Below are 21,715 nucleotides of genomic sequence, written 5' to 3' on the forward strand. Positions count from 1 at the left end.
TGAATGTGCCAACTAAATGAGACACATACAGTTGATTTTTTCTTTTGTGATAAGAGTGGAGTTTTTAGAGGTGCCCATAAGCATTTATTATGGATTGCTGGCTTGGTAATCATTCTGGTATCACTGTTTTCATTGAATGGATGTAGTTTTGGGGGTGAAACCATTCCCAAAAACAGAACAAAGGAACAATATGAATTTGAGAAAACGTTTGAGCCTATATTTAAATTTTTAGAACAAGACAAAAAAGATTTTACGGGATTAAAGTCATACACTAGTAGAATTTATATAAAAAATCAAGATGAAGTTAAAAAATACGAAGTGGATTTAGATATCACTCAAGCTGATATTAAAGGTGATTATACAATAACAATTGGGGAGAATAACGAAACTGTTCCGGTTACATATTCTAATGGGAAGTTAAATTATGGGTCGGAGGTAACTACTTTATATGATGAAGAAATTCTTAATCTAGTGGTACAAAGAGATTTCTTTACTTCTCTAGATGTAAAGGAGACTTTTAAGAGTGCAGAAACAGAACTTCGTGAGATTGTATATCAGCCAGAAAATAACTCTGACCTCTATAAACATCTAAAAAGCAAATATGATTTACCAGAGGAAACAACATGTATAGTATTAGTAAATTATTCCAGCTCAACTATATATAGAGTAACTATTCAACTAAAATCTAATCAAAAGATTGTGCAAATTAGTAGTGTTATTTTTGACAAAGAATGAGGTGTTCATGAACGAAATTGAAAAGAGTAATCGCCGAGTTGAAATGTCAGCTGTTTTATCGAATGTTGTTTAGAATTTAAAATGTCACAATGTAAGGAATTCGAGAGGCTGAATAAGAATTTATTAAATTAGCTAGAAAGTGTTTGGGTGGTAATTTTGAAAATTAATTTTAGAGGATTGGATGTTGCTTATTTTGATGTGTTAGAGATGGGAGAGAAAAAGTACGTTCTCGATTCCAACTCCACGACACCAAAGAGTTATTACTGGGGATTTTCCCCTGAAAATATTGAAGTTGATTTGATAGAACTTGATAGTAAGAATAGAAATTTTGATAAAAAAATTAAGATGGGTCCTTCAGGAATGCGTATGGCATCTATTAGTTTAGGTCTTCTTTCGTATGAAGTAGTAACATCAATTTTTAGATATTATGATATTAGTCATTATCTGTATTTAAAAGTATCTTTATTTCTCATATCTATTTTGGTAGCCTATATTGTCTATCAAGATATTTTAATCAAATCAAGGAAGGTGATTTCAAGTCGTTTATCACAGGAAAAGAAGAGGTTTAAAATAGTCTTTCAGAATAATAAGAAAAAAAGACAATTCCATGCCTATCTATTTCTCATTTTACATATAACTGCTTTCTCTATTTATATGGGACAAGATAATGGAACAGAAGCTGCAATTCTAGTGTTGAATGGTTTGTTGGCTTATCTATTTATTTGGATTGAATCTGGCGTTATTCCATTGACTTATGCTTATCAAAAGAAATACCTAGAATTTAAAGAGCTGAAAAAGCTATAATGTACTTATAACGAAATTCAGAAAGTATTTGGGTGGTAGGAGTAAAAGATGGAGATAAATTTTAAAAATTCTAATATTGGTTGCTATCAAATAGTTGAAATAGATGGGCATTCTCAGAAATATATTATGGATACTAGCACTCTGTCACCTAAGAGATACTGTTGGGGTTTATTACCCAAAAATATCACAGTTGATATGATAGAACTGGATAAGAAAAATGCTAGTTTTGAAACAAAATCAAAAACACTATTGGGAACTAGTACTATAGCTATAATGATCCAACCGATTGTAAAAATTGGATACGATATGTTAAAAAATTTATTTGTAAATTATGAGATAAGTCAACAAATATTCTTAAAGATAGTTTTATATTTTATTTCTATGTTGATTTCTTATTTTATTATTTGGAATTCTCTGCGAAAAGCTCATAAAATTGCAGCAGAACGGTTACCTAAGGAAAGTAAGAAAGTTAGATTAACACTTCGAACGACTAAAAGAAGAGAGTTAACAGGGTATATATTTCTTTTCCTAAACTTAGCATGCTTACTTTTCTTTTTAATGTTAAACGATAGTGAAGAAGGAGCAATTTTAGTAATTAATGGTATAATTTCATTAGCCTTATTCTTGAGCGTTTGGACGATGCCTCCAATAAGCTTTTCTTATAGAAATAAATTTTTGACAGTTGAAAAAATTGAAAAAATATAGAATAAACAATATCGTAAATAGTATTGATTCAGGTATTAAATCAATTCAGAAAGTGTTTGGGTGGTAATTTTGGAAATTAATTATAGAGAAACGAAGTATTTTTGCCATCAACTTGTAGAACTAAATGGGAAAAAATATATATTAGATGCAAGTTCAATGACTCCCAAGTTCTACTATTGGGGTGTTCCAACGGACGAATTAACGGTTTAGATGACAGAACTTAACAGAGAGGATATCAATTTTAGTACCCCGATTAATAAGTTTAAAGCTTCATATGTGGCAATCATGGTCCAACCTCTTATAGTCATTGTTTATTCTTTATTGAAAACTTTTTTTAAAGAGTACAATATTAGCCAACAGATAATTTTAAAATTAGTAGTATTTTGCGCATCTATACTATTCTCCTACTTCATTTTTTATTTTACAAGAGAGAAAGAACGTAAAAATGTTAAAGCTTTACTGCCTTCTTCTAGCAGAAGATATGAGATGATTTTTAAACCAGTATCTGCAAGAAAGCAAGTTTTTGATGCCTATATTTTTAGTGTCCCTATAATAGCTTGTTTGGCACTTTATTTGTCTATTAATGATGGAGGAGAAGGGCTTGTTCTCGTTATCAATAGCATTATCTCATTTTTTCTTCTATCATTTTTATTTGGAAAGATTCCCATTCTTTCCGCTTATAAGATTAGAAACGTCACATTTGAAGGAATTAGAGAAATTAAATAAGTCATTTGATTCAAGTATTAAATCAATTCAGAAAGTATTTGGGTGGTAAATGATTAATTTAAAGTTTAAGAATGCTAATACGATGGCGTATAGTATTGTAGAAATAGAAAATAAAAAGTATATTATGGATTTAGGTTCAATGAAAGGGAAAAGCTATTTTCTCGGATTGATGCCTAACTTAATCACTCTTGATATGATTGAGTTAACTCCCTCTGATGATAGTTTTGAAATTAAGTCTAAAACAAAGATAGGAACAACTACTATATCTATTATGGTACAACCATTTGTGGCTCTACTATATAGAGCTATGGAATCAGCTTTTATTAGTATGGGATTGAGTCAACAGATATTTATGAAGAGTATACTATTTGTCTTGTCTATGATTCTTGCATACTTAGGAGCTGTTTATTATGAAAAAAATTCTCGACGTAACGCATTATCAAGAATACCAGAGAAAAGCAAACGTTATAGAGTCAAGTTTAAACCAAATGGTAAAAGAAATCCTGTATTATTGTTTGGCTTTTTATTGAATATTATTTGTTTTGGATTTTTTATGGGCATTAATGATGGTTCCGAAGGAGCAGTTTTAGTTATAAATGGATTGATATCAACATTTTTCTTTTTTATAGCTAGAATGCCGACAATTAGTTCTTCATGTAGGAACAAGGAATTGATCCCAGTTGAAATAGAAGGAATCTAATGTCATAATTTCGAAATAATAACATCTTTTTGTGAATCTAGAAAACAAGAGACATTATGTTTAAATCCAATAAATGGCTGTACTTTTTATTATCCATTCCTTTTCGCTTCTTTTTTAACATTTCTAAGCTATGGGAATTTTCTTCTTAACAACAACGGAAAATTTGTCCATGAAAATGAAAAGATTATCAAGAGTGCAATTATTACCTACCTGGAAGATGAGGAAAAACAATCAATAAATTCTATTAAACTTTTACCAAATACAGCTAGGGGAGGGTATGATAATGGTGGTGATGTGGGTGGAAGCTATCATATTCATTTTTCAGCCTATGTTAACGATAATCCTAAGCAGTCTTTAAAAGTGGAGTTGTATTTTACAGATGCAAGCATTTCACCTTTTACTTTGATTAAACCCGATCCCTTTAAAGACAAAAAGAAGAAGATGTCACGATGGTTTATAGGTGAGATTGAGATTTTAGATGATCCTGCTAGGGATTGATTAAGAGAGAAAGAAAAGTTTTATAAAATTAAGAAAAGAGCCTAGTATGAAATCACATAGTTTGTTTTGTTTTAATGGAGTAATATCATTAACGTGTTCTCCGTTTATTGCTTATGCTTTTTTATATAGATGGGAGTTAAGGTTTATTAACGGTGCTCTTCGTTTTGTTGATAAGCCGGGATGGGCATTCTCAATGAACCTAATTAGTTTCATGTTTCTTATTTGTGCTATACTTGCAATTTTCATTTATAAAAAAGAAGAAAATGGTCGTAAGAAAAGCTTTTTATTTCTCTTAGCGGCATCTATTACAGGTTTCGTACCGTTTCTCTCAATTTTTTCTGCAATTTTTGCATTCATTTCGGGAATATTGTATATAGGTGACTTTAATAAATTAGAAAAAAAAATTAAGTAAGAAGTTAGCAATAATAAAACTTTGTTTTAAAAAGCTAAAGTGTAAAAAAATGTCATTTTCATTTTTTCTACTAGACAATATGCTTACCGTATCGTAGATTATTTTGATCTCCAGTACGTCAGATTTCTCTTTTCTGTATTTTCGTAGTATAATAGGGATACGTTTAGTTTCATATAATGAGATATATATTTTTAACGAATATTAAGGAGAACATTAATGAAAAAAGCAATGGTAATTATCAACCCTACTTCTGGTGGCGAAAAGGCTTTGGATTACAAAGAAAAGCTGGAGAATAAAGCAAAAGAATACTTTGAGCACGTGGAAACCAAAATTACCGAAAAGGCGCTGGATGCAACACATTTTGCTGAAGAAGCTTCTCGTGAGCAGTACGATGCAGTGGTTGTGTTTGGTGGAGATGGGACTGTCAACGAAGTCATTTCGGGTATTGCTGAGAGAGACTACATTCCTAAGTTGGGTATTATCCCAGGCGGTACGGGTAACCTTATTACGAAACTGTTGGAAATCAATCAAGACATCGATGGCGCGATAGATGAACTGGATTTTGATTTAACCAATAAGATTGATATCGGAAAAGCGAATGACAATTATTTTGGTTATATCTTTAGTATCGGTTCTCTACCTGAGGCGATTCACAATGTTGAAATCGAGGACAAAACAAAATTCGGTATTTTAGCCTATGCTGTAAATACCATGAAGTCTGTCATGACAGATCAGGTCTTTAACATTAAGGTCGAGACAGAAAATGGAAATTATGTTGGTGAAGCTAGTCATGTTTTGGTTCTCTTGACAAATTACTTCGCTGATAAGAAAATCTTTGAAGAAAACAAAGATGGCTATGCCAATATTTTGATTCTGAAAGATGCGTCTCTATTCTCCAAATTATCCGTTATTCCTGATTTACTAAAAGGAGATGTTGTCGGCAATGATAATATTGAGTATATCAGAGCACGTAATATTAAGATCTCTTCAGATAGTGAATTGGAGTCAGATGTTGACGGTGATAAGTCAGATAACCTACCTGTAGAAATCAAAGTCCTAGCTCAGCGAGTAGAAGTATTTTCAAAACCGAAAGAGTAGAAGGTAAAAATTAGTTTATTATTCACAACGAAATTAAGTTCTATATCAACGATTGGAGGAGGAATGAATTCTCTATTTGATGAATTTCGAACAATTTGTTCTCATTTAAACCAAGTCGGAATCACTCCGACGCTCATGGGGTCTTTGGGGTTTGAATACCGATCAAATGAAGAATGGGAGCCGTCTGACATTGACATTCATGTGCCTGGTGACCCTAGAGGTTGGGAAGCACCCGATCATCTCAGAATTTATGAGTGGGACAAGATAATGAAAGTGATGAAACACTTAGGCTTCGACTTAATAGATATTCATGAGCATGAATTCCAAAAAGATGGTCTGAGTGTTGAGTTCGGAAGTATCGATTCTTTACCTGATTTTGCAGGAGTTTCGGAATCGGATATAGAGCTGATTCATCTCGAAAACATCACTTTTCGCGTTCCAAGTTTGGAACAGTTTTTAAGTATTTACAAGGCTTCTTCCCAAGATTCCTATCGAAATGATCACAATAACAATAAGGATTTTAAAAAAATAGAGTGGTTGCAAAGATATTTTTTAATCATCATTTGAAAAGTAGCAAGTTGTAAGACTGGCTGCTTTTTTATTTATAGAACCAAACCACTAGAATCTACGGATAAGCCTTGAAAATAAAATACGAAAGTAGTATACTAGAATCACAATTATGAAAACGTTTGCGTAAAATTGGAATTAAAACTCTAGGAGACAAATTAATGGAATTAAGTGCTATTTACCATAGGCCTGAGTCAGAGTATGCCTATCTTTACAAGGATAAGAAACTTCATATTCGGATTCGAACTAAGAAAGGGGACATTGAAAGCATCAACTTGCATTATGGTGACCCTTTTATTTTTATGGAGGAGTTTTATCAAGATACAAAGAAAATGGCCAAGATAACTTCTGATGCCATCTTTGATTATTGGCAGGTTGAAGTGTCCGTTGACTTTGCACGTATCCAGTATCTCTTTGAAGTCACGGATACAGAAGGTCAAAGTATTTTGTATGGTGATAAAGGTTGTGTGGAAAATTCTCTAGAAAATCTCCATGCTATTGGGAATGGATTTAAGTTACCCTATCTTCATGAGATTGATGCCTGCAAGGTTCCTGACTGGGTTTCAGATACGGTTTGGTATCAGATATTTCCTGAGAGATTTGCTAATGGAAATGCTCTATTAAACCCAGAAGAGACTTTAGACTGGGATTCATCTGTCACACCTAAGAGTGATGATTTCTTTGGTGGTGATTTACAGGGGATTATTGACCATCTGGATTACTTGCAAGACTTGGGCATTACTGGACTATATCTTTGTCCGATTTTTGAATCTATGAGCAATCATAAGTACAATACGACGAATTACTTTGAAATCGACCATCATTTTGGAAACAAGGAAACCTTTCGAGAGCTGGTCGAGCAAGCTCATCGATGTGGCATGAAAATCATGTTGGATGCGGTATTTAACCATATTGGTTCGCAATCTCCTCAATGGCAAGATGTTGTCAAAAATGGTGAGCAATCTGCTTATAAAGATTGGTTCCATATACAACAATTCCCAGTGACAACTGAAAAGTTAGCCAATAAGAGAGATTTACCCTATCATGCTTTTGGTTTTGAAGACTATATGCCTAAGCTAAATACAGCTAATCCAGAGGTCAAGGATTATCTTTTAAAGGTTGCGACTTATTGGATTGAAGAGTTTGATATTGATGCTTGGCGTTTGGATGTGGCTAATGAGATTGACCATCAGTTTTGGAAGGATTTTCGTAAGGCAGTTTTAGCTAAAAAGCCTGAACTTTATATCCTAGGAGAAGTCTGGCATACGTCTCAGCCTTGGCTAAATGGCGATGAGTTCCATGCGGTCATGAATTATCCTTTATCTGATAGTATCAAGAGCTATTTCTTACGAGGAATTAAGAAGACAGACCAATTCATCGATGAAATCAATGGTCAGTCTATGTATTACAAGCAGCAGATTTCAGAGGTTATGTTTAATCTCTTGGATTCGCATGATACAGAACGAATCTTGTGGACGGCCAATGAGGATGTGCAACTGGTTAAATCAGCCCTAGCCTTTCTCTTTTTACAAAAAGGGACACCGTGCATCTATTACGGAACAGAGTTATCCTTGACTGGTGGTCCAGACCCAGATTGCCGTCGTTGTATGCCTTGGGAACGTGTATCAAGTGACAATGATATGCTGAATTTCATGAAGAGGCTGATTAAGATTCGTAAACATGCGTCAGCAACCATTCTGCATGGCAAGTATAGCCTTCAAGAAATCAACCCTGATCTAGTAGCTCTGGAATCGACATACGAAGGCCGGTTCCTTAAAGCAATCTTTAACCAATCAAAAGAAGACTATATTATAGAGAAAGAAGCAGTATCACTAGCAAGCAATTGCCAAGAATTAGAGAATCAGCTTGTGATTTATCCAAATGGGTTTGTGATTTTTCATTAAAGAACAATTATGAGCGACAGGAAAGTTGTAGTATAGAGAAGATTTTACAAACAGACTATTTGTCGTCTTGCTACAAATGATATATAATTTAACTTAAAGAAAATAGGAGGACTAATCGAATGGAATTAAAAGATTTTACAGAAAAAGAACAGGAAATGATTAAGAAGGGGCTGACTACGTCTAAGATTAGTGACAAGGAAACTGCTGAGAAGATTCTTGCACTAGTACCACAAGACTTGATTAAGCGCATTCCATTTTTCGTCAGAAAACATGCTACAACACGTACGATTAAACGTATTTCAATTGAACATCCTGAACTCTACGCTGCAGCTCAAACAAGTGGTGAGATTCCAGAAAAAGAACGCGAAGAATTACGTCAGATTATCACGACCATCTTTGAACAAAAAATGAATAAGCATAGTATTAAGTAGAGAATGAAAAAATATTTTATTGGCGGTTTGGGAAGCAATGTCTATCATAGCAAGGATTTTCTTCAAGAGATAGATTCGCAGGTCTGTTTTCTGAATCCCTATGAAAAGCATCTTCTAGATGAAACAGAATTGAAATCATGGTTTAAAAATAAGATTGTAGAGGAAGAATCTATCTGTCTGATAGGTCATTCTCTTGGAGGAGATTTGGCACGTTATCTTGCATCGGAATTTTATGAAGTGACCAAACTGATTCTTTTGGATGGTGGCTATCTAGATTTAGATAAGATTTTACCTTTAGATACAGAGTTAGAGGAAAAAAAACTATATTGAATCTCAAGTCGTTTCAGACTTAGCTCTTCTTATTTCTAAAGAAAAATCTGAAGCAAAGCATTGGTCAGAAAATATGGAGAAAGCCGTAAGACAGTCATATCACTGGAATTCTAAGTATAATAGATATGAGTTAGCTATAAAATATGAAAATATAGAAGCGATACTCCGCCTACGGAGGAAAATACAAGCTTTTAAGAGAGAAGTGGGAGATACCTTGTTTATCAGTCCTCGCTATCCTAATGAAGCTACATGGAGAGAGGAAGCCCTAAAAGAATTGCCAGACTATTTTGATACTGTTCTTTTAGAGAACTTTGGCCATGAGCTTTATACTGAAGCCCCTAGAGAAATCGCTAGTCTAATTAATGAGTGGCTCGCTTATTCTCAATGAGCTACTTGCATTACTTAAAATGTTATAAGATTTAAATCTAAAAATTATTAATACTCAGATAACAAAAAACGAACAGGCTCTTTTTCTGTCATTCAGAAGAGAACTTGTTCGTTTTGTTTTTAATGGATTTAGTTTGCTTTTTAAAACACGCGATAAACATAGGGATTTTCTGGTTTATCGACTTTAGTAAAGCTATCGATTTCCAAGGTTGGGAGATTTTGTTTGAGTTCTTTATGGTAGTGATTGACTAGTTTTCCTTTGGCTGTTATCCAGGTATTATTCTCATACTGACGGGTATTTCCCTTGGTCAGCAATCCATAGACACCAGAATCTGCGATACAATGGATAATGCCGAAGCGGAATAGAAATTGGCTATTGGCATGACTGGGGTCGTTATAGACAAATCCTGTGAACTGGACTGTCTTGCCCTCAAACTCATCTGGATAGTCGTAGATAGCTTCCATGACTTCCATATAGTTTTCATTCGTAATCTGAATACTATCTTGGGACAAGTATTTATCCGCCGCAGTTCGCATTTCCTTTTCATAAGCTGATTTTGAAAAATAAGAACTGGTATCTGGTTTCAAATATTGGCTTGTCGTTCCTTCACTTGTCTGAATGGCTTGATCCGTGCCTTCTGATAAGGGGAAGTGATAGCCTTTGGCAGAAACGGTCTGAGAATCCAAGCTAACAGTTGGAAAAGTTAAGCCGACGACAATAGGAATAGCCAGAAGAGCAATACTCGTCACCTTCGCCAATCGGCTGTTCAGATGACTATGGGTTTTGACTTGCTTCATCCAGATATACAGTTGAACAATTGCCAAAATAAAGGAAAGTACCATGGAAATATAGGCCAGATAGGAATAGTGCATGTTGATGTACTGGTTTAATTTTCCGGACAGATGGAGATAAATAGTCAATTCAAAATAGCCAGCTAAAACTAAAAATCGAATCATAGGATGACTCCAATCAAGAGAGAATACACTAAGACGACAAGAGTCACAATCGTAATGAAGTGACCGATAAATCGTGCTTTCAAGTAATTTTTCATCATGAGAATATTTTTGATATCCAGCATTGGGCCAATGACGAGAAAGGCTAGAACTGGTGCCAAACCGAAACTTGAGAGAAGAGAAGCACCGATAAAGGCATCCGCCTCACTGCAGAGAGAGAGAAGAAAGGCCAAAAGCATCAAGAGCAGGATGGCAAAAAGAGGGGTCGCACTGATAGAGGTCAGAATCCGTGTCGGAACATAGACCTGTATAACAGAGGCAAAGAGACAGCCAAATACCAAATAACGCCCCGTGTCAAAAAATTCATCAATGGCCTGCACAAAGACCTGAAAAACTTTTTTTGCAGGGGTCAAGTGAGAAAAATCATGTTCATGACAGGCCAACCGATTTTCTTTTTGAATCGGTTCTTGCCAGAAAAATCCTAGAAAAATCCCAAGTATCACAGCCACAACAATGGAACCCAGAGCTCGTAACAGCGCGATATGGAAGGAATTGCCAAAGGCAGAATAGGTCGCAAAGAGAACAATGGGATTGATAACAGGTGCTGTCACAAGAAAGGGAACAGCCGTGTAACTGGGGACCTTCTTTTCCAGAAAACGATTGATAATGGGGACAATTCCACATTCACAAGAGGGAAAAAGAATCCCGACGAAGGTGCCAAAAAAGATTCTCCCCCAACGATTTCGAGGGAGAAAATGATAAACCTTGTCAGGTGTGATATAAACCTCAATCAGTCCTGAGACAATACTTCCTATTAGAACGAAGGGTAGGGCTTCAATGATAATGGAGAGGAAAATAGCTCCAGTCTGAAGCACACTAGATGGGAGTTGTTGGAAAGCAGTCATCTAGTTTTTCTTTTCTGCTTTGGCTTTTTTCTCTTTGTCATCAGGGAAAGTGACTTGTTTCAAATCAGGGAGTTTAGCAAACTCTTCAAACATCTTGTCCAAGTCGTCTCGTTTTGTAAATTTTACAGCCATAGGTGTACCTCGATTCTAAATTCTACCTCTATTATACTATTATTTTAAGGAAAAGGGAAAAGTTAAAATTGAGTACCTAACGAATAATAGAGCGTGATATATCCAAATATACACTATGATTGTGATATAATAATTGTGAAATAACGGAGGAAATGATGGAACATAAAAAGATCGGTCAGGTAACTGACGAAGTAAAAGAAATTTTTAATATTGTTCTTGAAGCTAGTGATATTAAAGTTAACAAAGAAGGTTTAAGAAGCCATATGTTGAAACGGCATCATAATGATGTGATTCATCATATCGAAGACCTGGAACTTATACTAAGTAATCCAGATTTCGTTGGGATCAATCCACGAGAGAAAGATGCTAGTTTTGAATATGTTAAAAGATTTGATGATAATGTTCTTGTTGCCATCAAGTTACATAAAAGTGGAGATTTCTTTTATGTTCCGACCATGTATCGTTTACAAGATTACAAGTTACAAAGTCGTATTAAGTCTGGTAGATTGAGAAAGCTTGACAAAAAAAGTAGATAGTGCTAGAATAATATTAACGAAAGACATTTGAGGGCAGAAAGGTTCCTGCCGCACCTTGAAAAAGGTATCTGAGATGCTGGGTACACCGACCAGCCAAGTGTCCGTTATTTCAAAGGAGGGAGCTTAAATGCTCCTTTTTTTATTTAAAATTTCAAAATAGATTACACCCACCGCAGGCTCAGGCTTGCGGTTTTTTTATTTCTCAAAAACACGCATTTTGGACGATTATAAACAGAAGTCTAAATCCTATTCTTCAAAAAAACGTTTTCTTGAAGAATAGAGAGGGAGAATAGTGACGCATTATTGTCAAAAATAAAAACAGTGAAATTAATCACTAGTCCTTTTGTAAACTATTAGAATTAAATTGCAACCTTCTCAATGAATAGAATATTGAAATGAAGTAAATTTATTTCCCAACTTATGTTTTTAAATACTGTAAGAGCTAATTTGAAACGTTTAGCTTGTGGTATAATAGATTCATGGATAAAAAATATGAAAAAATCTCCCAGGATTTGGGAGTGACGTTAAAGCAAATTGATACCGTTCTAAGTTTGACAGCTGAAGGGGCGACTATTCCCTTTATTGCGCGTTATCGCAAGGACATGACTGGTAGTCTGGATGAGGTGGCAATTAAGGCCATTATTGACTTGGATAAAAGTCTGACAAATCTCAACGACCGTAAGGAAGCTGTTTTAGCTAAGATTCAAGAACAAGGCAAGCTAACTAAAGAATTGGAAGAAGCTATCTTAGCTGCCGAAAAATTAGCAGACGTAGAAGAACTCTACCTTCCTTACAAGGAAAAACGTCGGACCAAGGCAACCATTGCCCGTGAAGCCGGACTTTTCCCACTTGCTCGCTTAATCTTGCAAAATGTAGCGAACTTAGAAAAAGAGGCTGAAAAGTTTGTCTGTGAAGGATTTGCGACCGGTAAGGAGGCCTTGGCTGGTGCAGTTGATATCTTGGTAGAAGCCTTATCGGAAGATGTGGCCTTACGTTCCATGACTTATCAGGAGGTGCTGAGACACTCCAAACTCACTTCCCAAGTTAAGGATGAAAGTCTAGATGAAAAGCAGGTTTTTCAGATTTATTATGATTTTTCAGAGACGGTTGGAACTATGCAGGGTTATCGTACCTTGGCCCTCAATCGTGGGGAGAAGCTAGGTGTCTTGAGGGTCGGTTTCGAACATGCGACAGACCGCATTCTTGCCTTTTTTGCAGCTCGTTTTAAGGTGAAAAACGCCTATATTGATGAAGTTGTTCAGCAATCGGTTAAGAAAAAGGTCTTGCCTGCTATCGAGCGCCGTATTCGGACAGAATTGACTGAGAAAGCAGAAGAAGGAGCTATCCAACTCTTTTCGGACAACCTACGCAATCTCCTCTTGGTTGCTCCACTGAAAGGGCGGGTGGTTCTAGGATTTGACCCTGCCTTTCGTACAGGTGCCAAGCTAGCTGTCGTAGATGCAACAGGAAAAATGCTGACAACTCAGGTTATTTATCCTGTCAAACCAGCCTCTGCTCGTCAAATCGAAGAAGCCAAGAAAGATTTGGCAGATTTGATTGGTCAATACGGCGTGGAAATTATTGCCATCGGTAATGGAACGGCCAGTCGTGAAAGTGAAGCTTTTGTGGCGGAAGTTCTTAAAGATTTTCCTGAGGTTAGTTATGTCATTGTAAATGAAAGTGGTGCTTCGGTCTATTCTGCCAGCGAACTTGCTCGTCAGGAGTTCCCAGACTTAACCGTTGAAAAGCGTTCTGCCATCTCTATCGCCCGTCGTTTGCAGGACCCCCTTGCTGAATTGGTCAAAATCGATCCTAAGTCAATTGGTGTCGGTCAGTACCAGCACGATGTCAGCCAGAAGAAATTGTCTGAAAGTCTGGATTTTGTCGTGGATACCGTGGTGAACCAAGTCGGTGTTAATATTAATACGGCCAGCCCAGCTCTTCTTTCACACGTAGCTGGACTCAATAAAACCATTTCTGAAAATATCGTCAAATACCGTGAGGAAGAGGGAAAAATCACTTCACGCGCCCAAATCAAGAAAGTTCCTCGTCTGGGTGCTAAGGCTTTTGAACAGGCAGCTGGTTTCCTTCGTATCCCTGAAAGTAGCAACATCCTTGATAATACAGGAGTTCACCCAGAAAATTACGTTGCCGTTAAGGAACTCTTCAAACGTTTAGATATTAAAGACCTAAACGAAGAAGCCCAAGGCAAACTCAAGTCGCTTTCAGTCAAGGAAATGGCGCAAGAGCTAGACCTTGGACCAGAAACTCTTAAAGATATCATTGCAGACCTTCTCAAACCAGGTCGAGATTTCCGTGATTCCTTTGATGCACCTGTGCTTCGCCAAGATGTCCTAGATATCAAAGATCTAGTGGTAGGCCAGAAGCTAGAGGGTGTGGTGCGTAATGTAGTTGACTTTGGTGCCTTCGTTGACATTGGAATTCACGAAGACGGCTTGATTCACATTTCCCATATGAGTCGCAAATTTATCAAACATCCTAGCCAAGTAGTGTCAGTCGGAGATTTGGTAACGGTTTGGGTTAAGAAAATCGATACTGAACGTGAAAAAGTCAATCTGTCGCTCCTCGCTCCAAATGAAACTGACTGATTACGTTAAGCAGGTTTCACTAGAAGACTTCGGCAAACCTTTTATCCATCATGTTCAGTGGAATAGGCGTCTACGTTCGACAGGTGGGCGATTTTTCCCCAAAGATGGGCATTTGGATTTTAATCCCAAGGTTTATCAGGAACTCGGTCTGGATGTTTTTAGGAAAATTGTCCGCCATGAACTCTGTCATTATCACCTCTATTTTCAAGGGAAGGGCTATCAACACAAGGATCGGGATTTTAAGGAACTGTTGAAAGCAGTGGATGGATTACGCTTTGTGCCCTCCTTGACAAATAGCCACTCTAAACCACTCAAACTTTATCGTTGTCAATCCTGCCAGCAAAGGTATCATCGCAAGCGTAGGATTGATACCAAACGCTATCGCTGTGGACTTTGTCGAGGTAAATTGCTACTAATAAATCAGCCTGAGGACTGATGAAAGCCGAGCCTACCCGTGATATACTATGTCTAACCTAGCAGAAAGAGGAAAAATCATGAACAGTAAATTTTATAAAATGAGACGAAATCGCATGATTTCAGGAGTTCTGGCGGGTCTGTCAGACAAGTGGAACTTTGATGTTACCCTTGTTCGTTTTCTATTTGCTATTTTTACAGTCGCAAACTTTGGACTTGGCGTGATTATCTATATCATCCTAGCTTCTATCATGCCAACCAAGGAAGAAATCGAAGCAGAAATGTACGGAACAGGCCCACGCAAACGCAAAGAAGCCCAAGCTATTGATGACACTGAAGGCTGGTTTTGGTAAGGTAAATAAGAAAATAAGCTTTGTATTATATAATACAAGGCTTTTTTCATCTTGTCAGAATCTATGGCTAAATGGTATAATAAGCGTATAAAACGATTTTGATTATTATAGTGAAAAATTTTTCAAGAATCTATAAAGAGAGTTACTAAATGGAATCATAATCGAAAAATAATATTCATAAAATGTGGAGTTTTTTATGTTCGAACTAAATATAACAAAGTTAATTATTGTATGTGATGAGAGTACAGTTGGATATGCTAATTACTTACGCCAACTTGTAAGTGCTAATGACGATGAAGAAGACGTAATTATAGGAACTAAAGATGGTGCAATTAAAGTAAGTGTTTGGTTAGAAAAGCATTATTTAGATAATATGTCTACAATATCGTCTAATGAACATGTTTTGTTTATAGGAGAAAATCAAGCTAGTAAAGATGAAATACCAAGTATGACTGTAAAATTTGACCAACTTGGAATGAAATATGGATGGTTAGGCAAGCGTGGTATGATGCTAGTTTCAAGTACTATAGATAACCCAGATAGTTACAATGAATTTATTAATCTCTGTAGTGACTACAAGACTGAGTTTGAACTAATAGAGTTTAAAAAACCACTTCATGAACAAGCACTAGACGCAGCTGTTGGTGTTATGGGTGATATTCCTGATATTATGATGAATGTTGGAAATACATTATTATCTTTCTTGGGACCTGTGCCAGCTATTGCAGCGGATGCAGTCAATGCGGTTGCAGAAGCTACAAAATGGATTACAACAACAGATGATCAGAGAAAAATTACTGACCAACAATTCCGAGCTTTGACTTTAATATTATACATGGATGGATTATCAGAGTTCTTGGAGGGGTGATGAATGGATGGTTTTAGAGAGGGATATGAATTCTTTCAAAAGCGAGCTGGTAATTTTGCAGGAATTGTAGATGGAGAGCAGTATATAGATACTGTAAATTCAGAGATAGATAATTTGATGAACTCTATTAATAATCTTAAATCAAGTGGTTCACTTGTAGAAACATTAAAGGGAGATGCTGCTGAATTTTGGCACGGCGGAACCTTTAATATTAAGGCAGTTATTAATTCCTCAAAAAACAGAGTACAAGTTGATCGTAGCCATGATTTTGGATCTGCTGATATTACGGGAGTAAACTTCGATGCTAAGTTTGGTTTAAAATATTATAAAGATGCTACTTCGACTGCTAAACAACAGTCAAAGAGTATTATTGATTGCTATAATGATTATAAACCTAAAGGTATAAAAGATGAGTTTCCCATCTATTTAGAAAAGAGAAGTATGGACAAAGAAATAGATCCGAATACTACAGTCTATTTTGAACAACATAGAATTGTTCCATCTGATCAACTTGAGGAAATTATTGCAATATTAGAAAGTAAAGGGCGAGAGTATTCAATTAATTCCCCCAAAGGTTTTAATAAGTATGAGGATACTCGAAATTACCTGAGTGATAGAGTTAGAGATAATAAAGGAAATGAGTCAATTCCTTTATCTAAACAAGAAGCTCACGATCTAGCGCAATTGGCTAAAGAGGGTGGAGTAAATTCTGAGGATTTACACTTAACAACTGAAGAGCTTATTAAATACACTCATATATTAAAACAATCATACAAGGCTGGCTTAACTGCAGCAACAATATCGATGGTTTTGCAAGTTGCACCTGAAATATGGAATGCAATAGCTTATCTAATTAAGAATGGATATGTCGGTGAAAGACAATTTAAAAAAATAGGTTTTGCAGCACTTACAGGAGCAGGCGAAGGATTTGTAAGAGGTACAGTTTCAGCAGCAATTACAGCAAGTTGTCTGTCTGGGGTATTTGGAAAGACTCTTAAAAAAGCTAATCCATCAGTAATAGGTGTAGTGACAGTACTAGTAATGAACTCGATGAAGAACTCGTATAAAGCATTTACTGGCGAGATGAATAGAAGTGAGATGGTGACCGAGTTAATTAAAGAAATGTTTATTACAACCTGTGCATTTTCAATGGGATTATTAGGAAAAGCATATATCAAAATTCCGTTACCTAAATTTCTTTCTCAACTTAATGAAGTTGTTCCTTTAGGATACATGATAGGTAGTTTTGTAGGATCAATAGCTGGCTCTGTTATTTACTCTTCAATATACAATCCAGTGCTATCATTTTGTGTTGAGTCAGGATTTACTCTATTTGGTTTAGTAGATCAAGATTACGAGTTGCCAGAAGAAGTATTAAAAGAAATAGGAATTGAAGTTTTTGAATATGAAAAGTTTGAATACGAACCGTTTGAATATGAGAAATTTGAATACGAGCGATTTGAATATGAACAATTTGAGCATGAGAAACTTCATACGATATTCCTAAGAAGAGGAGTTATAGGTGTAAATTGTGTAGGATATTTATAATAGTCGGATTGAATATCTTTTATAAGTACGAATATATTTATAATTATAAAAGACAATTTTTTTCTATCTGAAATTAGTTTTATTAAGTTAAATCAGTCAATAACTATTAAATGCTGAAAAAGAAACGCAAAGAAGTCCAAGCTATTGAAGAAAATGATGGATGGTTTTGGTGAGGTAGAAACAGTTATTTTACTGTTAGTCTATGAATTCGACTAATCTATTTTAAAATTTTTGAACCCTTGTATCCGCAAGGGTTTTCTTCTTGCTTTCTTTTTATGGTAAAATATTTTTAATAAAATATCTACATTTCCTCCAATCTTACAAAAATGTAAGATTAAAGTCTCTTTTGTAAGGTTAGGTTATGGCAAGCGGTCTTTTTTTGATGTAAACTAGACTCATAAAGAACAAAGGAGTATCATCATGAAACAAATTTTACAGAAGAAAACAAGAAAACCAAGCCATAAAGATATCGAGCGCGTTCAGCTGGGATGCGCTATGATGCAAGCAACATTTCATTTGATGGGATATTAAGAAAGGAGATTCTCATGACACTTTTAGATGTAAAACACGTTCAAAAAATTTATAAAACTCGTTTTCAGGGCAACCAAGTAGAAGCTCTCAAGGATATTCACTTTACCGTCGAAAAGGGTGACTACGTTGCCATCATGGGTGAGTCTGGTTCTGGTAAATCAACTCTTCTCAATATCCTAGCTATGCTGGATAAACCAACTCGTGGTCAGGTTTATCTGAATGGAACTGATACAGCAACCATTAAAAATTCACAGGCTTCTAGCTTCCGTCGTGAAAAGCTGGGCTTTGTCTTCCAAGACTTTAACTTGCTAGATACTCTCTCTGTAAAGGATAATATCTTGCTTCCGCTTGTCTTGTCAAGAAGACCCATTACGGAGATGATGAAGAAATTGGTGGTGACAGCTGAGAATCTTGGTATCAACCAATTGCAAGAGAAGTACCCTTACGAGATTTCTGGTGGTCAGAAACAGCGTGTAGCAGTAGCTCGCGCCATCATCACAGAACCTGAAATTCTCCTTGCGGACGAGCCAACAGGTGCCCTTGATTCCAAGTCCTCTGCAGCTCTTCTTGATGTTTTTGATGAAATCAATGAGCGTGGTCAAACCATTCTCATGGTAACCCACTCAACAGCAGCAGCCAGCAGGGCCAAGCGAGTTCTCTTTATCAAGGACGGCATTCTTTATAATCAAATCTACCGTGGAGAGAAGACAGAACGTCAGATGTTCCAAGAGATCTCTGATACCTTGACTGTCATGGCAAGCGAGGTGAATTAGTATGTTTCGATTAACCAATAAGTTAGCGGTATCGAACTTGATTAAAAACCGCAAACTCTACTATCCTTTTGCGCTGGCTGTTCTCTTGGCAGTCACCGTGACCTATCTCTTTTACTCTCTAACCTTTAATCCTAAGATTGCGGAAATCCGTGGAGGAACAACCATTCAGGCTACACTTGGATTTGGTATGTTTGTCGTCACCCTTGCGTCAGCCATTATCGTCCTCTATGCCAATAGTTTTGTCATGAAAAATCGTTCCAAGGAACTGGGAATTTATGGCATGTTGGGATTGGAAAAGCGCCATTTAATCAGTATGACCTTTAAGGAGTTAGTGGTGTTTGGAATTCTAACTGTTGGAGCAGGAATCGGTATTGGAGCCTTGTTTGACAAGTTAATTTTCGCTTTCTTGCTCAAACTGATGAAATTGAAGGTTGAGCTGGTCGCTACCTTCCAAATGAATGTTGTCATTGCAGTACTTGTTGTCTTTGGATTGATTTTCCTATGCCTTATGTTCCTGAATGCCCTTCGAATCGCCCGTATGAATGCCCTCCAGCTCTCGCGTGAGAAAGCAAGCGGAGAGAAAAGAGGTCGTTTCCTACCTCTCCAAACTATTCTTGGTTCCATAAGTTTAGGGATTGGCTATTATCTTGCCCTTACGGTAACCGATCCTCTTACAGCCTTAACAACCTTTTTCCTAGCTGTTTTGCTGGTTATCTTTGGTACTTATCTCTTGTTTAATGCAGGAATTACAGTCTTCCTCCAAATCTTAAAGAAAAACAAGAAATACTATTACCAACCTAATAACCTCATCTCTGTTTCCAACTTGATTTTCCGTATGAAGAAAAATGCGGTTGGACTAGCAACTATCGCTATCTTGTCAACAATGGTTTTGGTAACCATGTCAGCAGCGACAAGCATTTTCAATTCCGCAGAAAGCTTAAAAAAAGTTCTAAATCCGCATGACTTTGGAATTACTGGAAAAAATGTTGAAAAAGAAGATTTGGACAAACTCTTGAGCCAGTTTGCAAGTGACAAAGGTTATAGTGTCAAAGAGAAAGAAGTTCTTCGTTACAGTAACTTTGGTATTGCAAATCAAGAAGGAACCAAGTTAACTATTTTTGAAAAAGGACAAAACCGTGTCCAACCAAAAACAGTTTTCATGGTATTTGACCAAAAAGATTATGAAAATATGACTGGTCAAAAACTTTCTCTATCAGGAAATGAGGTCGGTCTCTTTGCCAAAAATGACGGACTGAAAGGACAGAAAGTACTAACTCTAAATGATCATCAATTTTCTGTCAAAGAAGAATTTAATAAAGATTTTATTGTCAACCATGTCCCAAATCAGTTTAATATTTTGACTACTGATTACAATTACCTTGTTGTACCTAATTTACAAGCCTTTTTGGATCAATTCCCAGATTCGGCTATCTATAATCAGTTTTACGGCGGTATGAATGTAAATATCAGTGAAGAAGAACAACTCAAGGTCGCTGAAGAGTATGAAAAATACCTCAATCAGTTTAATGCTCAATTAAACACAGAAGATAGCTATGTTTATGGTAGCAATCTAGCAGATGCTCGTTCTCAGATGAGTGCCCTCTTTGGTGGTGTCTTCTTTATCGGTATTTTCCTATCCATTATCTTTATGATCGGAACCGTTCTGGTCATCTACTACAAACAAATTTCTGAAGGCTATGAAGACCGTGAACGCTTTATTATCTTGCAGAAAGTCGGTTTGGATCAAAAGCAAATCAAGCAAACCATCAACAAACAGGTTTTAACTGTTTTCTTCCTTCCTTTGCTTTTTGCCTTCATACATCTCGCCTTTGCCTACCATATGCTTAGTCTGATTTTAAAAGTGATTGGTGTAATAGATACGAATATGATGTTGATTGTGACCTTGTCTATCTGCGCTATCTTCCTCATCGCCTATGTGCTGATTTTCATGATTACTTCAAGAAGTTATCGCAAGATTGTGCAAATGTAAAAAAGATACCTCGACTTCAAAATCGAGGTATTTTTTTGTTCTAAATGCTGAAAAGTTGTCCGAGCAGGAAGGTAACTCCCATGGTCAAGAGACCAATAGCAAGGTTCCGAATCATAGCTGTTTTGGTTGGAGCCTTTCCAAGTTTGGCACTAGTGTAGCCAGTGAGAAGAAGGGCTACACCGACAATAAGGACAGTAACAGGGATGCGGTATTCACTTGGGAAAATGGTAATTGAAAGCATTGGTGGTAAGCTACCAAGGAAAAAAGAAATAAAGCTAGAGATAGCAGCGTGCCAAGGATTGGTAAACTCTTCATACTCTATCCCATATTTTTCCTCTACCAAAGCCTTGAGTGGATTTTTTAGAAAGGCCTTGTTAGTCAAGAGTTGGGCAGAGGTTTCACATTCTCCATTTTGGATATAGGCAGCATAAAGGGACTTTTTGGCTAGTTCCATATCTTGGTCTAGCAAGACTTGCTCACGCGCAACGGCTGCTTCCTCGGTATCTTTTTGAGTTGAAACAGATACATATTCTCCACCCGCCATTGAAAAGGCACCAGCCAAAATAGCTGCAAATCCAGATAAAAAGATAATCCAGATATTGCTGGTAGCACTGGCAACCCCGATAACCACACCAGCAATGGAAATAATCCCATCGTTGGCACCAAGAACACCAGCACGCAGGATATTTAAACGACCTGCAAAATTTGAATCGATTTCGTGATTTGTTTCTGACATATTATTCTCCTTTTTATCCAGTATAAAGGAAAGAGGTAATGAAATCAATCTTTTAAAAGTATCTGAAAA

Annotated in this window: 23 protein-coding genes and 1 pseudogene; 20 read left to right on the forward strand and 4 right to left on the reverse strand. The window is 36.4% G+C overall.

Annotated features, from left to right (window positions below):
- Positions 1 to 102: 102 nt before the first annotated feature.
- The 12 genes and pseudogenes from K1I71_RS01445 to K1I71_RS01500 all read left to right on the forward strand — a co-directional run bounded on the left by K1I71_RS01445 (position 103) and on the right by K1I71_RS01500 (position 9,298).
- The gene (locus K1I71_RS01445; RefSeq protein WP_223330003.1) at positions 103 to 735 is read left to right on the forward strand and encodes a hypothetical protein; all 633 of its coding nucleotides are present in this window, start codon (positions 103 to 105) and stop codon (positions 733 to 735) included.
- A gap of 147 nt (positions 736 to 882) precedes the next feature.
- Positions 883 to 1,539, forward strand: a complete 657-nt coding sequence (locus tag K1I71_RS01450) for a DUF443 domain-containing protein (protein WP_223330004.1) — start codon at positions 883 to 885, stop codon at positions 1,537 to 1,539.
- 48 nt (positions 1,540 to 1,587) lie between these two features.
- Positions 1,588 to 2,244 carry a DUF443 domain-containing protein gene (locus tag K1I71_RS01455; protein WP_084946488.1) on the forward strand — a complete coding sequence of 219 codons (657 nt, stop codon included), beginning with the start codon at positions 1,588 to 1,590 and terminating at the stop codon, positions 2,242 to 2,244.
- A gap of 210 nt (positions 2,245 to 2,454) precedes the next feature.
- A complete protein-coding gene (locus tag K1I71_RS01460) occupies positions 2,455 to 2,970 on the forward strand; it encodes a DUF443 domain-containing protein (protein WP_223330005.1) in 516 nt (171 codons plus the stop codon).
- A 49-nt stretch (positions 2,971 to 3,019) separates the two neighbouring features.
- Complete coding sequence (locus K1I71_RS01465; RefSeq protein WP_223330006.1) at positions 3,020 to 3,670, forward strand: DUF443 domain-containing protein; 651 nt, start codon at positions 3,020 to 3,022, stop codon at positions 3,668 to 3,670.
- A gap of 294 nt (positions 3,671 to 3,964) precedes the next feature.
- Positions 3,965 to 4,168, forward strand: a complete 204-nt coding sequence (locus K1I71_RS01470; protein WP_004254399.1) for a hypothetical protein — start codon at positions 3,965 to 3,967, stop codon at positions 4,166 to 4,168.
- A gap of 46 nt (positions 4,169 to 4,214) precedes the next feature.
- The gene (locus K1I71_RS01475; RefSeq protein WP_223330007.1) at positions 4,215 to 4,580 is read left to right on the forward strand and encodes an insulin activator factor; all 366 of its coding nucleotides are present in this window, start codon (positions 4,215 to 4,217) and stop codon (positions 4,578 to 4,580) included.
- Positions 4,581 to 4,796: 216 nt separating this feature from the next.
- The gene (locus K1I71_RS01480) at positions 4,797 to 5,678 is read left to right on the forward strand and encodes a diacylglycerol/lipid kinase family protein (protein WP_223330008.1); all 882 of its coding nucleotides are present in this window, start codon (positions 4,797 to 4,799) and stop codon (positions 5,676 to 5,678) included.
- Positions 5,679 to 5,741: 63 nt separating this feature from the next.
- On the forward strand, positions 5,742 to 6,245 hold the full coding sequence (locus tag K1I71_RS01485) for a phosphoribosylanthranilate isomerase (RefSeq protein WP_223330009.1): 504 nt from the start codon (positions 5,742 to 5,744) through the stop codon (positions 6,243 to 6,245).
- A gap of 161 nt (positions 6,246 to 6,406) precedes the next feature.
- Positions 6,407 to 8,149: a glycoside hydrolase family 13 protein gene (locus K1I71_RS01490; protein ID WP_223330010.1), complete on the forward strand. Its 1,743-nt coding sequence runs from the start codon at positions 6,407 to 6,409 to the stop codon at positions 8,147 to 8,149.
- 119 nt (positions 8,150 to 8,268) lie between these two features.
- Positions 8,269 to 8,580, forward strand: a complete 312-nt coding sequence (locus K1I71_RS01495; protein WP_000420556.1) for a hypothetical protein — start codon at positions 8,269 to 8,271, stop codon at positions 8,578 to 8,580.
- Positions 8,581 to 8,583: 3 nt separating this feature from the next.
- Positions 8,584 to 9,298: pseudogene (locus K1I71_RS01500) on the forward strand (alpha/beta hydrolase).
- Positions 9,299 to 9,438: 140 nt separating this feature from the next.
- Here K1I71_RS01500 and K1I71_RS01505 read toward each other — a convergent pair.
- From K1I71_RS01505 to K1I71_RS09555, 3 genes are read right to left on the reverse strand one after another with little or no spacing between them, the layout of a single operon-like run.
- On the reverse strand, positions 9,439 to 10,254 hold the full coding sequence (locus tag K1I71_RS01505; RefSeq protein WP_223330011.1) for a TIGR03943 family putative permease subunit: 816 nt from the start codon (positions 10,252 to 10,254) through the stop codon (positions 9,439 to 9,441).
- Positions 10,251 to 11,156, reverse strand: a complete 906-nt coding sequence (locus K1I71_RS01510; RefSeq protein WP_223330012.1) for a permease — start codon at positions 11,154 to 11,156, stop codon at positions 10,251 to 10,253. The genes K1I71_RS01505 and K1I71_RS01510 overlap by 4 nt, the downstream gene beginning before the upstream one ends.
- A complete protein-coding gene (locus K1I71_RS09555) occupies positions 11,157 to 11,288 on the reverse strand; it encodes an SPJ_0845 family protein (RefSeq protein ID WP_000268685.1) in 132 nt (43 codons plus the stop codon). It lies immediately after the preceding gene.
- Between the two features lie 155 nt (positions 11,289 to 11,443).
- On the opposite strand from K1I71_RS09555, the gene K1I71_RS01515 reads away from it, so the two are divergent.
- From K1I71_RS01515 to K1I71_RS01550, 8 genes are all read left to right on the forward strand, one after another.
- Positions 11,444 to 11,824: a PBECR3 domain-containing polyvalent protein gene (locus K1I71_RS01515; protein ID WP_049547185.1), complete on the forward strand. Its 381-nt coding sequence runs from the start codon at positions 11,444 to 11,446 to the stop codon at positions 11,822 to 11,824.
- Between the two features lie 479 nt (positions 11,825 to 12,303).
- Positions 12,304 to 14,433, forward strand: a complete 2,130-nt coding sequence (locus K1I71_RS01520; RefSeq protein ID WP_223330014.1) for a Tex family protein — start codon at positions 12,304 to 12,306, stop codon at positions 14,431 to 14,433.
- A complete protein-coding gene (locus K1I71_RS01525) occupies positions 14,420 to 14,869 on the forward strand; it encodes a SprT family protein (protein WP_033686984.1) in 450 nt (149 codons plus the stop codon). Before K1I71_RS01520 ends, K1I71_RS01525 begins: the two co-directional genes overlap by 14 nt.
- 58 nt (positions 14,870 to 14,927) lie before the next feature.
- Complete coding sequence (locus K1I71_RS01530) at positions 14,928 to 15,200, forward strand: PspC domain-containing protein (protein ID WP_223330015.1); 273 nt, start codon at positions 14,928 to 14,930, stop codon at positions 15,198 to 15,200.
- Between the two features lie 196 nt (positions 15,201 to 15,396).
- Complete coding sequence (locus K1I71_RS01535; protein WP_084924284.1) at positions 15,397 to 16,068, forward strand: hypothetical protein; 672 nt, start codon at positions 15,397 to 15,399, stop codon at positions 16,066 to 16,068.
- A gap of 3 nt (positions 16,069 to 16,071) precedes the next feature.
- The gene (locus K1I71_RS01540; protein ID WP_084924286.1) at positions 16,072 to 17,616 is read left to right on the forward strand and encodes a hypothetical protein; all 1,545 of its coding nucleotides are present in this window, start codon (positions 16,072 to 16,074) and stop codon (positions 17,614 to 17,616) included.
- Between the two features lie 545 nt (positions 17,617 to 18,161).
- Positions 18,162 to 18,920, forward strand: a complete 759-nt coding sequence (locus tag K1I71_RS01545) for an ABC transporter ATP-binding protein (protein WP_000173372.1) — start codon at positions 18,162 to 18,164, stop codon at positions 18,918 to 18,920.
- Between the two features lies 1 nt (position 18,921).
- Positions 18,922 to 20,910, forward strand: coding sequence for an ABC transporter permease (locus tag K1I71_RS01550; RefSeq protein WP_223330016.1), 1,989 nt, complete (start codon positions 18,922 to 18,924; stop codon positions 20,908 to 20,910).
- 40 nt (positions 20,911 to 20,950) lie between these two features.
- Here K1I71_RS01550 and K1I71_RS01555 read toward each other — a convergent pair whose 3' ends face one another.
- Entirely contained in the window at positions 20,951 to 21,646 is a 696-nt protein-coding gene (locus K1I71_RS01555) for a VIT1/CCC1 transporter family protein (protein WP_223330017.1), read from the reverse strand.
- Positions 21,647 to 21,715 lie beyond the last annotated feature (69 nt).

It is taken from the genome of Streptococcus mitis (assembly GCF_019929545.1).
Classification (GTDB): domain Bacteria; phylum Bacillota; class Bacilli; order Lactobacillales; family Streptococcaceae; genus Streptococcus; species Streptococcus mitis_BU.